This is a genomic window from Paraburkholderia sp. BCC1876, from assembly GCF_902833695.1.
GTDB lineage: Bacteria > Pseudomonadota > Gammaproteobacteria > Burkholderiales > Burkholderiaceae > Paraburkholderia.
This window is the reverse complement of sequence record NZ_CADFGI010000001.1, coordinates 1,338,241-1,350,844: the sequence shown is the minus strand read 5'-3', so window position 1 is coordinate 1,350,844 and position 12,604 is coordinate 1,338,241. Positions and strand designations below refer to the sequence as shown.

The window sequence follows — 12,604 nt, the reverse complement described above, 5'->3', positions numbered from 1 at the left end:
CCATAATTACCATAACGTTCGCTAAACGAATCCATGTTCGCAGAACGAACAAATTGCGAGTGAACACACCGGCAAGGCGGCAGCCCAGCGGCACGCAGCGTTCCCAAAGGAAATTCGACATGATCAACAAGATTTTCGAGTCACTTGAATCGGCTGTCGCCGATGTCCACGACGGCGCGACCGTCATGATCGGCGGCTTCGGCACGGCCGGCATGCCGTCGGAGCTGATCGATGCGCTGATCGAACGGGGCGCGCGCGAGCTGACCATCGTCAACAACAACGCGGGCAATGGCGACATCGGCCTCGCCGCGCTGCTCAAAGCCAGGCGCGTGCGCAAGATCATCTGTTCGTTTCCGCGTCAAACCGATTCGTATGTGTTCGACGCGCTGTATCGCGCCGGTGAAATCGAACTCGAACTGGTGCCGCAGGGCAATCTCGCGGAACGGATTCGCGCGGCCGGTGCGGGCATTGGCGGCTTTTTCACCCCGACCGCTTACGGCACGCGGCTCGCCGAAGGCAAGGAAACCCGTCTGATCGACGGTAAGCATTACGTGCTGGAGTCCCCGCTGCATGCGGACTTCGCGCTGATCAAAGCGTATAAGGGCGACCGCTGGGGCAACCTCACGTATCGCAAGACGGCGCGCAATTTCGGCCCGATCATGGCCAGCGCGGCGAAAACCGCGATCGTGCAGGTGTCGCAAGTGGTGCCGCTCGGCGAACTCGATCCGGAAGTGATCGTCACGCCCGGCATCTTCGTGCAACGCGTCATTGAAGTGCCGCAGGCGGCGCATCAAACCGCTGCCGCCACCGCCGCCTGACCCGGAGACCGACATGAAAAAACTGACTCGCGATGAAATGGCCAAGCGCGTTGCGCTGGATATCCCCGAAGGCGCCTACGTGAACCTCGGCATCGGCGTGCCCACGCTGGTGGCCAACCACCTCGCCGCCGACAAGGAAATCTTCCTGCATAGCGAAAACGGCCTGCTCGGCATGGGCCCGGCGCCCGCCAAGGGCGACGAAGACGACGAACTGATCAACGCCGGCAAGCAGCACGTCACGCTGCTCACGGGCGGCGCGTACTTTCACCATGCCGATTCGTTCGCGATGATGCGCGGCGGCCACCTCGATTTCTGCGTGCTCGGCGCGTTCCAGGTCTCGGCCAAAGGCGATCTGGCGAACTGGCACACCGGCGCGCCGGACGCGATTCCGGCCGTGGGCGGCGCAATGGATCTGGCGATCGGCGCAAAGCAGGTGTACGTGATGATGGAGCACCTGACCAAGCAGGGCGAGAGCAAGATCGCCGCCGAATGCACCTATCCGGTCACGGGCATTGCGTGCGTGGACCGTATCTATACGGACCTCGCGATGATCGACGTGACGGATCAAGGCCTCGTGGTGCGCGAGATTTTCTCGGATATCGATTTCGACGCGCTGCACAAGCTGACCGGCGTGCCGCTGATCGACGGGACGCAAGCGGCGCAAGCGACGCAGGCGGGTTAAGCTTCACTCCGATCCCTCCGAACCTCGACGCCATCATGCTCGACTCCAGCGCCCGTCTGACCGGCCTTCTCTGCGGCACGCAGCCGATGAACGACCTCTGGTCACCGCGCGCCACGCTGCAACGCATGCTCGACGTCGAAGCGGCGCTGGCGCGTGCATCGGCGGCACATCAGGTGATTCCCGCTACGGCGGTGCCCGCGATCGAAGCCGCTTGCCAGGCCGATCAACTCGACGCCGAGGCCCTCGCGCGCGACGCCGCGCTCGGCGGCAACCTCGCGATTCCGCTCGTCAAGCAACTGACCGCGCGCGTCAAAGCCGCCGACGCCGAAGCGTCGAAATACGTGCATTGGGGCGCAACGAGCCAGGACATTATCGACACGGCGACAATGCTGCAATTGCGCGACACCCTCGCCTTGCTCGACCAGGGTTTGCACGCCACGTGCGACGCGGTGGCGAAACTCGCGGCCACGCATCGCGCAACACCGATGATCGGCCGCACGTGGTTGCAGCAGGCGCTGCCCATCACGCTCGGCCTGAAATTCGCGCAATGGCTCGACGCGTTGCTGCGGCATCGCGAACGGCTCGATGCCTTGCGTGCTCGCGTGCTCGTGCTGCAATTCGGCGGCGCGGCCGGCACGCTGGCGAGTTTGCGCGACGCCGCGCCGCGCGTCACCGAATCGCTCGCGCAAGAACTCGGCCTCGCCACGCCCACTTTGCCGTGGCATACGCAGCGCGACCGCATCGCCGAAACGGCGGCGTTCTTCGGCATGCTGATCGGCACGCTCGGCAAGATCGCGCGCGACGTTTCGCTGCAAATGCAAACCGAAATCGATGAACTGGCCGAACCGGCCGCCGCGGGCAAGGGCGGTTCGTCGACCATGCCGCACAAGCGCAACCCGGTTGGCTGCGCCGCCGTGCTGACGGCCGCGACGCGCGCGCCGGGGCTGGTCGCCACCGTGTTCGCCGGCATGGTCCAGGAACACGAGCGCGCGCTCGGCGGCTGGCAAGCGGAGTGGGACGCGCTGCCGGACCTCGCGCGCCTCGCCGGCGGCGCGCTCGCTAACGTCGAACAGATCGCCTCCGGACTGAATGTGAACGTGCCGCGCCTCGCCGCGAATCTCGGCGTCACGCGTGGCCTGATTCTCGGCGAAGCGGTGATGCTCGCGCTCGGCGACAGCATCGGCCGGCTCGACGCGCATCATCTGGTTGAGCGCGCATCGAAAGCCGCGATTCGCGACGGCCAAACGCTGTTCGACGTGCTCGCCGCCGATCCGGCTGTTACCGAACATCTGCCGATCGAGCGGCTGAAGCAGTTGCTCGATCCCGCACACTACGTCGGCCAGGCCCACGCTTATGTGGACGCCGTGCTGGCACTTCACACCACGGGCGCACAGCGCGCCCCATCCAGGGAGTAACGGGCATGCCTTACGCCGCAGTCAACGGCACCGAGCTTCACTATCGAATCGACGGCGACCGTCACGGCAACGCGCCGTGGATCGTGCTGTCGAATTCGCTCGGCAGCGATCTGTCCATGTGGACGCCGCAGGTCGCGGCGCTGTCTCGCCAGTTTCGCGTGCTGCGCTACGACACGCGCGGCCACGGACACTCCGAAGCGCCGAAAGGTCCGTACACGATCGACCAATTAACCGGCGACGTGCTCGGCCTGATGGACACGCTGAAGATCGCCCGCGCGAATTTTTGCGGACTGTCGATGGGCGGCCTGACCGGCGTCGCGTTGGCCGCGCGTCACGCGGACCGGTTCGAGCGCGTCGTGCTGTGCAATACGGCGGCGCGTATCGGCTCGCCGGAAGTGTGGGTGCCGCGTGCCGCGAGAGCGCGTAGCGAAGGCATGCTCGCACTCGCCGACGCGGTCTTGCCGCGCTGGTTCACGGCGGAGTACATCGAGCGTGAGCCGGTAGTGCTCGCCATGATCCGCGACGTCTTCGTGCACACCGACAAGGAAGGCTACGCCTCCAATTGCGACGCGATCGACGCCACCGATCTGCGTCCCGAAACCGCCGGCATCAAACTGCCTACGCTGGTGATCAGCGGCACGCACGACCTTGCCGCCACGCCGGCGCAAGGCCGCGAGTTGGCGGCGTCGATTCCGGGCGCGCGTTACGTCGAACTGGACGCCTCGCACATTTCCAACATCGAGCAAGTCGACGCGTTCACGAAGACCGTGCTCGACTTTCTGACGGAGGCGAAATGAACGACGAAGATCGCTACGAAGCGGGACTCGACGTGCGCCGCGCGGTGCTGGGGAGCGCGCACGTCGATCGTTCGCTGGCGAACCGCACGGAGCTGACGGAAGAATTCCAGAACCTGATCACGCGCTACGCGTGGGGCGAAATCTGGACGCGCGAGGGCTTGCCGCGTCACACGCGCAGTCTGCTGACCATCGCGATGATGGTGGCGCTCAATCGCAGCGAAGAGCTGGCGTTGCACCTGCGCGCCGCGAAGAACAATGGCGTGACGCGCGAGCAGATCAAGGAAGTGCTGTTGCAAACCGCAATTTATTGCGGCGTGCCGGCGGCGAACTCGGCGTTCCATCTCGCCGACAAACTGTTCCGCGAAGACGATGCGGCAGCGCCTTAACGCTGTACGTTGCTACGCATTCACGCTGTCACGCTGTGAAGAAACGAAACGCGCACCGCTCAAACGGCGCGCGTTTTTTATGCGGCGCCGCGTTCGCGCTCAATCACTGCGGCGGAAGTCGCGGTGGCCGTCGCTGCCGACGTTGCCGCGCTCGCCGGCAATTCCAAACGCACCGCACGCAACACCGTGTCTTTGATGACCTCGCGCCAATGCGCGAGCGCCGCCTTGTCCATTAGCGGTTCGCCGAGAAACGCGCCCAGCGTGTACTGGTTGGCGTTATAAAAATAGCCGAGCGACGCGATCATCAGATACACGTCGCGCGCGGCGACGTCGGCGCGAAACACCTGTTGCGCCTGACCCGCATCCAATAACTGTTGCACGACAGAAATCGCATAGCCCGAAATCTCTTTCAGCTTGAGCGACTTCTTCGCATGCTTGCCTTGATGCAGATTCTCGCTCGACAACAACGTGACGAACTCGGGATGATCGAGGTAATACTGCCAGACGAATTCCACCATCTGTTCAAGACCGTGCACAGGATCGTCCAGGTCGAGATGGAGTTGGCTTTCCGCCTCGTTGAACTGCGTGTAGATCGTTTCCAGTACCTCGACGAACAACTGTTCCTTGCTGCCGAAGTAGTAATAGATCATGCGGTCGTGCGAACGCGCGGCCTTCGAAATGCTCTCGATCCGGCCGCTGGCATAGCCTTGCTTCGCGAAGACCTTGATGGCCGCCTTGAGGATCTTGGCGCGCGTATCTTGCGCCTGCTTCGCACGGATGCCGGTAGCGCCCGGCTTGCGGGCGGCAGTGGGACTCATGGCGGTCTCGGCTCTCTTTGTTAGCGTCACGTTGAACGGCATGCTACACCCCGATGTCGCGTTGCACCATTGAAGTGAACGCCGGGAAACACGTTGCGCAGACTAATTTGATCGAGTAGATTTCTAACGAGTTTGGTGTAGCGGATACTACACGAATGGTGAGTGACCGCAACATGGAAAGCGACGAAGCACACGAAAACGCCCTGAAACAAGGGCTATTCGTCAGCCGGAGCAGGACCGATTGTAATGTCGTCGTATGGAAACCCCGCCATGACAGAACATACGAAGGTCGATTTCGGTGCCGAGCGCGTCGACGGTGAAACCGCGTCGACGCCCGGTCCCACCGTGCTTGAAAAAGCCGCGCCGCGCAGTGAGCGCATGGCGACGAACAAGATCGAGTGCAATGCCTGCCCGGTGCTGTGCCAGATATCCGAAGGCCGCACCGGCGCGTGCGATCGCTATGCGAATGCGCAGGGAAGATTGATTCGCGTCGATCCGGTGGTGTTCCTGTCGCGTGCGGATACCGCCGGTCTCAACGCCAACGCCAACGCCGCCAATGCCGCCGATACCACGGTCGAATTTGGTGCAGCGTCTTCAACGCAAGATCCGGTGACCGACCCGTCGTTGTTCGTCACCGGTATCGGCGCATCTTCCACGTATCCCGACTACAAGCCCGCGCCGTTTATCGTCGCGTCGAACCTCGATGACGTCGATATGATCACCGTCGTCACGGAAGGAATTTTCAGCTACTGCAGTTTCAAGGTGAAGATCGACACCGACCGTTTTCTCGGCCCTGAACAATCGAACGTGCGTTGCCAGGGCGAGATCGTCGGCCACGTCACGACCGCGGAATATGGCTCGCAAATGCTGAGCCTTGGCGGTGTGCATCATCTGACCGGCGGCAGCAAGAAAGAAGGCCGCGTGACCTGCGACATGATGCTCGCGCTCGGCAACAAGCAAGCGGTGGAATTTACTATCGACGGCGGCGCGAGTCTGGTGATTCGCGCGGGCGCCGCGCCGATCGTGGACGGCGTCGAAGAGCAGCGCATGCGGGTGGGTTGCGGTTCGGCCACCATCGGTATTTTCGCGAAACAGTGGTTCGATCACGTCGATGAAGTCGTGGTGGTCGACGATCACATTACGGGCGTGTTGACGGAGCATCAGGCGGGCCGGTGCCTCGGCATGGCGCGCTCGGGTCTGAAAATTCGCGGACGTAAATCGACGCCGGGCCGTTATTTCCAGGTGGCCAATCCCGGCACCGGTTGGGGCGGCACCGACATTCACGATCCGCTGGCGATTGTCGAAGGCTTCGACCCGGCCGTCGCGAAGCCGGGCATGCGTCTGCTGATGGTGTCGACGACCGGCGAACACGCGCAGTGGTACGAACTCGACCACGATCTCGTGCCGCGTATCGCGGCCATGCCGGAGGCGGTGCGCCGCACGGTCGATCGGATTGGCGAGAACTGCGAGCCGTCGCTCGCCAGCGTGCTGTTTATCGGCGGCGCGGGCGGCAGTCTGCGCGCGGGCGCGACCGAGAACCCGGTGCTGCTCACGCGCGCGATCAAGCAGAAGCTCGTCAACGTGACCTGCGGCGGCGCGCCGGCTTATGTGTGGCCAGGCGGCGGCATCACCGTCATGGTGGATGTATCGCGTATGCCGGACCATTCGTTCGGCACGGTGCCGACGCCCGCGCTCGTTGCGCCGATTGAGTTCACCATGACGTATGACGCGTATCGCGACCTCGGCGGTCATCTCGACGCGGTGCGTTCGCTGGAGAGTGTGCTGGCGAACGGGCCGGATCATACGGAAGGCGCGCCGCTCGCGCGCCGCACACTGGCGCGCAATCCCGACAATCCGTGGCCGCCGGCCATGCCGCCGATGCTCGGCTAACCGGCGCACGCTGCCCATGCGATCCATGCAACTAAGACGACCGCGATGAACCCCACCCGCACCCGGTTCGATGCGACCCGCTGGCACTGGCAGCACGGGCCGATCGACCTGATCCTCGACGCCGACGGCGAACCCGCGGCGCTGCAAGCCGCGTATGACGCGTGCTGGGCGCGCTTTGTCGACGTATTGCCGGAGCTGGTAGGCGAGTTGACGCTGCTGCGGCAGCCGGTAAAGCATCAGGCGTCGCTGAACGACGGGGGTCCGAACGGCGCCGTAGCGCGCCGCATGTGGTCCGCGTGTCATCCGCATCGCGCGCGCTACATCACGCCGATGGCGGCTGTGGCCGGCAGCGTCGCCGACGAACTGATCACCGCATTCGCACGTCAAGGTATCGCCCGCGCCTATATCAACAACGGTGGCGACATTGCGCTGTATTTGACCGAAGGACAGCAATACCGCGTAGGCGTGTTCGCAGACCTCGCGCGGTTATCGGGCGCAGGGCTCTCGCACGATCAGGCGCTCGACGCCAACCTGACGCTCGACGCCACCCAGCCGATTCGCGGCATCGCAACCAGCGGATGGCGCGGCCGCAGTTTCAGCCTGGGCATTGCCGACAGCGTGACCGTGCTCGCGCGCGACGCGGCCACGGCCGACGCCGCCGCCACGATCATCGCCAACGCCGTGAATCTCGACCACGCGGGCATCGTGCGGCGGCCGGCGTCGTCGTTGAAAGACGATAGCGATCTCGGCGACCTGCTCGTTACCGTCGAGGTCCCCGCGTTACCGCAACCGTTGATCGATTTCGCGCTGGCGCGCGGCGTCGAAACCGCGCGACGTCTGCGCGAACAAGGCTTGATAGAAGGCGCCGCGCTGTTCCTGCAAGGACGGGTGCGCGTCGCCGGACTTCACGAGGACACACGTACCGGCGCGTGGCTCACCCAGCGCGCTCCAATGAACAAGGAGGCTCCGTGTTCGAAATACGCCGCGTGCTGACGCACGTCGAAGACATCTTTCACGAATTCGGCCCCGCGCCCGCGCAGCCGCTCAGGCGCGGCGCGATTGCCGCGGTGATGACGAATCCTTTCGCCGGCCACTACGAAGCGACCATCGAGCACGCCATGGAAGCGCTCAAACCGATCGGCTTCGATATGGCGCAACGCTTGCTGGCGGCGATGGCGGTGCCGCATGCGTCGATTGAAAGCTACGGCAAGGGCGCGATTGTCGGCGCGCGTGGCGAACTCGAACATGGCGCGCTGTGGCATGTTCCCGGCGGTTATGCAATGCGCGAGCTGCTGGAGAAAAACGGCGTGCCGACGAACGCAATCGTGCCGTCGACGAAAAAAGTCGGCGCGCCGTCCACCGCGCTCGACGTGCCGCTCACGCACGTCAACGCCAGCTACGTGCGCAGTCACTTCGACGCGATCGAAGTGCGCGTGCCCGGCGCGCCCGCGGCCGACGAGCTGGTGTATATCCTCGCGATGAGCACCGGGCAGCGCGTGCATGCGCGCGTCGGCGGTCTCGCGAAAGAGGCGATCGTGGGCAAGGACGGTTTGCGCTGAAGTAACGGCCGGACCCGACGCATCGGCAACAAATCGAGGCAGGCATCGGAACTCGGAGAGCGAAATGGCAATCAAGCTTCGCAAGCTGGTCGTGCAGGTGGACGAAACACGCATTGAAATGGGCCAGACGATCGATCCGCCCACGCGCCGCGCGGTCGCCATTGCGGTGATCGACAATCCGTATGCTGGCCGCTACGAGGCCAAGCTCGACGCGTTGATCGAAGCCGGCGAAGAACTCGGCGCGTTGCTCGGCAACAAGTGCGTCGAAGCGCTAGGCATTGCACCGGGCGACGCGCAGAGTTACGGCAAAGCCGCGATCGTGGGCGAGGCGGGCGAGCTGGAACACGCTGCGGCGATCCTGCACCCCAAGCTCGGCGCGCCGCTGCGCGTGGCGGTCGAGAAGGGTGCGGCGCTGGTGCCGTCGGCGAAAAAAATGGGCACGCTCGGCACCGCGATCGACGTGCCGCTCGGCCACAAAGACGCCGCCTTCGTACGCAGCCATTTCGACGCGATCGAAGCGCGCGTGTCGGACGCGCCGCGCGCGCATGAGATCGTCGTGGCCGTCGCGGTGACGGCCTCGGGCCGGCCGCTGCCGCGCATCGGCGGCTTGCAGGCGAGCGAGATCAAGGGCGAAGACGGTTTGCGCTGAGTTAGCATTCGGTTATTTGCCGAGGGTCGCGATGCTTTCGAATTTGCTGGTACAGCTGGTCAATGGACTCGCCGACGCGTCGACGCTGTTTCTGGTCGCCGCCGGTTTGTCGTTGATCTTCGGCGTGACGCGCATCGTCAACTTTGCGCACGGCTCGTTCTATATGTTCGGCATTTATGTCGCATACAGCATCGCCAGCCGTTTCGGCCAGACCACCGGCGGCTTCTGGCTGTCCGTGCTGGCGGCCGCGCTGGTGGTCGCGGTGCTCGGCGCACTGGTCGAAATGATCGTGCTGCGGCGTATCTATCAGGCGCCTGAACTGTTCCATCTGCTGGCCACGTTCGCGCTGGTGCTGATCTTTCGCGACGCCGCATTGTGGCTATGGGGTCCGGAAGACCTGTTCGGACCGCGTGCGCCGCATCTGGCGGGCGCGGTCGAATTCCTCGGTCATCCGCTGCCGACTTACGACATCGCGTTGATCGTGATCGGACCCGTGGTGCTGCTGCTGCTTTGGTATGCGTTGACGCGCACGCGTTGGGGCACGCTGGTGCGCGCCGCGACCCAGGACCGTGAAATGCTCGGCGCGCTCGGCATCAATCAGGCGTGGTTGTTTACCGGCGTGTTTTTCGTCGGCGCGTTTCTGGCCGGACTGGGTGGCGCGCTGCAAGGGCCGCGCATGTCGGCGAATCTTTCATTGGACCTGGAGACGATCGGCAACGCGTTCGTGGTGGTGGTGGTCGGCGGCATGGGGTCGATTCCGGGCGCGTTCGTCGCCGCGTTGATCATCGCGGAGATCAAGGCGCTATGTATCGGCATTGGGCATGTGACGATCTTCGGCATCGGCGTGTCGTTGAGCCGCTTCACGCTGGTCGCCGAGTTCGTCGTGATGGCGGTGGTGCTGGTGGTGCGTCCGTGGGGGCTGCTGGGTCGCGCAACGGCCGCGGTGCGTGGCATGGCCGCGCCGGAAACGCCGCTGCGTCCGGCGGGCAAGCGCCTCAAATGGCTGGCTGCGCTTGCCTTACTGGTTCTCGTGCTGGCGCCGCTCGCGGCCAACGCATTCCCCTATATGCCGGTGCTGCTGGTCGAAATTCTGATCGCCGTGCTGTTCGCCACGAGCCTGCATTTCATCATGGGTCCTGGCGGCATGCATTCGTTCGGCCACGCCGCTTACTTCGGACTCGGCGCCTACGGCGCGGCGCTGTTCCTCAAGGTGCTGAACCTGCCGATGGAAGCCGCGCTGCTGCTAGGCCCGCTGCTCGCGGTGGGCGGCGCGCTGGTGTTCGGCTGGTTCTGCGTGCGGCTCTCCGGCGTCTATCTCGCGATGCTGACGCTCGCGTTCGCGCAGATCGTCTGGTCCGTCGTGTTCCAGTGGGACGATGTGACCGGCGGCAGCAACGGCGTGCTCGGCTTGTGGCCGTCGAACTGGTTGTCGTCTCCGGTGGCGTTTTACTACCTGACGCTGGTGTGCGCCGTGATCGGCGTGTGGCTGTTACGCAAGATGCTGTTCTCGCCGCTCGGTTACGCGATGCGCGCGGCGCGCGATTCCGTGCTGCGCGCCGAGGCGATCGGCATCGACGTCAAGCGCGTGCAGTGGGCGGCGTTCGTGATCGCGTCGCTGTTCTGTGGACTGGCCGGTTCGCTTTATGCCTTCTCCAAAGGAACGATCTCGCCGGAAGTGATCAGCGTGAGCCGCTCGGTGGATGGCCTCGTGATGGTGCTGCTCGGCGGCTTGCAGACGCTGACCGGCCCGATTGTGGGCGCGGCTGTGTTCACGTGGCTGCAGGACACCGTGGCGCGGCAGACCGATTATTGGCAGGCGCTGCTGGGCCTCACAATCTTGCTGCTGGTGATTGCGTTTCCGCAGGGGATCGTCGGCTTCATCCGCGAGCGCTTCGGCGACGACACCGTCGACAACGCCGACAGCCGCGCCGCCGAACCCTCGCAACGCACGGCGGCGATCAAGGAGGGGCTATGAGCTTGCTGCGCGTCGCCGGTCTCTGCAAATCGTTCGGCGGTCTGAAGGCCGTCGACGACGTCTCTTTCGATCTCGAAGCCGGCCAACTGCTGGCTCTGCTCGGCCCGAACGGCGCCGGTAAATCCACCTGTTTCAACATGGTCAACGGTCAGTTGCCGCCTTCGTCCGGCTCGATCCGGCTCGACGGTCAGGAACTGGTCGGCATGCGTCCGCGCGACATCTGGCGTCTGGGCGTTGGGCGCACGTTTCAGATCGCCGCGACCTTCAATTCGATGACCGTGCTGGAAAACGTGCAGATGGCGCTGGTCTCGCGCGAGCGCAAGACCTTCGGCCTGTGGAAGCCCGCGACCGCACACTATGTCGACGAAGCGCTCGCGTTGCTCGACCAGGTCGGCATGGCCGCCGACGCTCAGCGCGCTTGCGGCGTGCTCGCGTATGGCGACGTGAAGCGCGTCGAACTCGCCATTGCGCTCGCCAACCGTCCCAGGTTGCTGCTGATGGACGAACCCACCGCCGGCATGGCGCCGAAGGAGCGCAACGAGTTGATGGCCCTGACCAGGCGCCTCGTCACCGAACACCAAATCGGCGTGCTGTTCACCGAGCACAGCATGGACGTGGTGTTCGCCTACGCCGACCGCATGATCGTGCTCGCGCGCGGCAAGCTGATCGCCGAGGGCGACGCCAATACGATCCGCAACGACACCCGCGTGCAGGAAGTCTATTTCGGCACCGGCAAAACGTTCCAGCCGCGTGCGCCCTTGCATGAGACGGCGGGCGGCCAGTCAGGACAGGGAGCGCTGCAATGAGTGAGCCGATGCTGAAAGTCACCGGCCTCAACGCGTTCTACGGCCGCGCGCATATTCTGTTCGACGTCGGTATCGAAGTCGGCCGCGGCGAGGTCGTCGCGCTGATGGGTCGCAACGGCGCCGGCAAATCGACCACGATGAAAGCGGTCATGGGTCTGCTGCCACGCCGCCAGGGCGAGGTCACGTTTCGTGGCCAGAACATCTCCGCGCTGCCGTCCTACAAGATTGCTCGCATGGGTATGGGTTTCGTTCCCGAAGACCGCCGCGTGTTCGCCGATCTGACGGTGATGGAGAACCTGGCCACCGGCCGCCAGCCGCCGCGCGAAGGCGCGCCGCAATGGACGCCGGAAAAACTGTTTCGCCTGTTTCCCAATCTCGGCGAAATGCCGCGCCGTCCAGGCGGCCAGATGAGCGGCGGCGAGCAGCAGATGCTGACCGTGTCGCGCACGCTGATGGGCAATCCGTATCTGGTCCTGCTCGACGAGCCGTCGGAAGGTGTCGCGCCGGTGATCGTCGAACAGATGGCGAACATGATTCTCGAACTCAAGCGCGAAGGGTTGTCGATTCTTTTGTCCGAACAGAACCTGCATTTCGCGGAGCTGGTCAGCGACCGCGCGTATGTGCTTGAAAAAGGGCAGATCCGCTTTAGCGGCACGATCGGCGAACTGGCGCAGAACGAGACCGTGAGGCGGGCTTACTTGAGCGTGTGATGCGTGAGCGTGATGCATGAGTGTGTGATTCCATCGGCGCGGCGAACGGCCTGAAAGGCACTCCAGGCAAGTTCGCGACGCCCCGCAGTCGTTGCGAAA

General features: G+C 64.4%; 13 protein-coding genes. 12 read left to right on the top strand and 1 reads right to left on the bottom strand.

Features of this window, described 5'->3' with window-relative positions; genetic code table 11:
• Nucleotides 1-119: 119 nt before the first annotated feature.
• From HWY05_RS05865 to pcaC, 5 genes are read left to right on the top strand one after another with little or no spacing between them, the layout of a single operon-like run.
• The gene (locus HWY05_RS05865; protein WP_035559471.1) at nt 120-818 is read left to right on the top strand and encodes a 3-oxoacid CoA-transferase subunit A; all 699 of its coding nucleotides are present in this window, start codon (nt 120-122) and stop codon (nt 816-818) included.
• 13 nt (nt 819-831) lie between these two features.
• Nucleotides 832-1,500: a 3-oxoacid CoA-transferase subunit B gene (locus tag HWY05_RS05860; protein ID WP_176057676.1), complete on the top strand. Its 669-nt coding sequence runs from the start codon at nt 832-834 to the stop codon at nt 1,498-1,500.
• Between the two features lie 35 nt (nt 1,501-1,535).
• Nucleotides 1,536-2,915: a 3-carboxy-cis,cis-muconate cycloisomerase gene (locus tag HWY05_RS05855; RefSeq protein WP_176057675.1), complete on the top strand. Its 1,380-nt coding sequence runs from the start codon at nt 1,536-1,538 to the stop codon at nt 2,913-2,915.
• A 5-nt stretch (nt 2,916-2,920) separates the two neighbouring features.
• Nucleotides 2,921-3,712 (top strand): 3-oxoadipate enol-lactonase, encoded by a 792-nt coding sequence (gene pcaD, locus HWY05_RS05850; protein ID WP_035559464.1) that lies wholly within the window; start codon nt 2,921-2,923, stop codon nt 3,710-3,712.
• Nucleotides 3,709-4,098, top strand: coding sequence for a 4-carboxymuconolactone decarboxylase (gene pcaC / locus HWY05_RS05845; RefSeq protein WP_035559463.1), 390 nt, complete (start codon nt 3,709-3,711; stop codon nt 4,096-4,098). The genes pcaD and pcaC overlap by 4 nt, the downstream gene beginning before the upstream one ends.
• Before the next feature lie 77 nt (nt 4,099-4,175).
• On the opposite strand, the gene HWY05_RS05840 is transcribed toward pcaC, so the two are convergent.
• The gene (locus HWY05_RS05840; protein ID WP_176057674.1) at nt 4,176-4,916 is read right to left on the bottom strand and encodes a TetR/AcrR family transcriptional regulator; all 741 of its coding nucleotides are present in this window, start codon (nt 4,914-4,916) and stop codon (nt 4,176-4,178) included.
• A gap of 270 nt (nt 4,917-5,186) precedes the next feature.
• On the opposite strand from HWY05_RS05840, the gene HWY05_RS05835 reads away from it, so the two are divergent.
• From HWY05_RS05835 to HWY05_RS05805, 7 genes are all read left to right on the top strand, one after another.
• Nucleotides 5,187-6,806: a 6-hydroxynicotinate reductase gene (locus HWY05_RS05835; RefSeq protein ID WP_176057673.1), complete on the top strand. Its 1,620-nt coding sequence runs from the start codon at nt 5,187-5,189 to the stop codon at nt 6,804-6,806.
• A gap of 45 nt (nt 6,807-6,851) precedes the next feature.
• Nucleotides 6,852-7,799: a UPF0280 family protein gene (locus HWY05_RS05830; RefSeq protein ID WP_176057672.1), complete on the top strand. Its 948-nt coding sequence runs from the start codon at nt 6,852-6,854 to the stop codon at nt 7,797-7,799.
• Nucleotides 7,775-8,365: an amino acid synthesis family protein gene (locus HWY05_RS05825; protein ID WP_176057671.1), complete on the top strand. Its 591-nt coding sequence runs from the start codon at nt 7,775-7,777 to the stop codon at nt 8,363-8,365. The genes HWY05_RS05830 and HWY05_RS05825 overlap by 25 nt, the downstream gene beginning before the upstream one ends.
• Before the next feature lie 64 nt (nt 8,366-8,429).
• Nucleotides 8,430-9,014: an amino acid synthesis family protein gene (locus HWY05_RS05820; protein WP_035559452.1), complete on the top strand. Its 585-nt coding sequence runs from the start codon at nt 8,430-8,432 to the stop codon at nt 9,012-9,014.
• A 31-nt stretch (nt 9,015-9,045) separates the two neighbouring features.
• Nucleotides 9,046-10,989 carry an ABC transporter permease gene (locus HWY05_RS05815; RefSeq protein ID WP_176057670.1) on the top strand — a complete coding sequence of 648 codons (1,944 nt, stop codon included), beginning with the start codon at nt 9,046-9,048 and terminating at the stop codon, nt 10,987-10,989.
• A complete protein-coding gene (locus HWY05_RS05810) occupies nt 10,986-11,795 on the top strand; it encodes an ABC transporter ATP-binding protein (protein ID WP_176057669.1) in 810 nt (269 codons plus the stop codon). Before HWY05_RS05815 ends, HWY05_RS05810 begins: the two co-directional genes overlap by 4 nt.
• Complete coding sequence (locus tag HWY05_RS05805; protein ID WP_035559445.1) at nt 11,792-12,505, top strand: ABC transporter ATP-binding protein; 714 nt, start codon at nt 11,792-11,794, stop codon at nt 12,503-12,505. The genes HWY05_RS05810 and HWY05_RS05805 overlap by 4 nt, the downstream gene beginning before the upstream one ends.
• Nucleotides 12,506-12,604: the final 99 nt, after the last annotated feature.

Coding starts and splice junctions, on each gene's coding strand:
- HWY05_RS05865 (WP_035559471.1), top strand. CDS start 120: ATGATCAACAAGATTTTCGAGTCACTTGAATCGGCTGTCGCCGATGTC.
- HWY05_RS05805 (WP_035559445.1), top strand. CDS start 11,792: ATGAGTGAGCCGATGCTGAAAGTCACCGGCCTCAACGCGTTCTACGGC.
- pcaD (WP_035559464.1), top strand. CDS start 2,921: ATGCCTTACGCCGCAGTCAACGGCACCGAGCTTCACTATCGAATCGAC.
- HWY05_RS05835 (WP_176057673.1), top strand. CDS start 5,187: ATGACAGAACATACGAAGGTCGATTTCGGTGCCGAGCGCGTCGACGGT.
- HWY05_RS05860 (WP_176057676.1), top strand. CDS start 832: ATGAAAAAACTGACTCGCGATGAAATGGCCAAGCGCGTTGCGCTGGAT.
- HWY05_RS05830 (WP_176057672.1), top strand. CDS start 6,852: ATGAACCCCACCCGCACCCGGTTCGATGCGACCCGCTGGCACTGGCAG.
- HWY05_RS05840 (WP_176057674.1), bottom strand. CDS start 4,916: ATGAGTCCCACTGCCGCCCGCAAGCCGGGCGCTACCGGCATCCGTGCG.
- HWY05_RS05810 (WP_176057669.1), top strand. CDS start 10,986: ATGAGCTTGCTGCGCGTCGCCGGTCTCTGCAAATCGTTCGGCGGTCTG.
- HWY05_RS05815 (WP_176057670.1), top strand. CDS start 9,046: ATGCTTTCGAATTTGCTGGTACAGCTGGTCAATGGACTCGCCGACGCG.
- pcaC (WP_035559463.1), top strand. CDS start 3,709: ATGAACGACGAAGATCGCTACGAAGCGGGACTCGACGTGCGCCGCGCG.
- HWY05_RS05855 (WP_176057675.1), top strand. CDS start 1,536: ATGCTCGACTCCAGCGCCCGTCTGACCGGCCTTCTCTGCGGCACGCAG.
- HWY05_RS05820 (WP_035559452.1), top strand. CDS start 8,430: ATGGCAATCAAGCTTCGCAAGCTGGTCGTGCAGGTGGACGAAACACGC.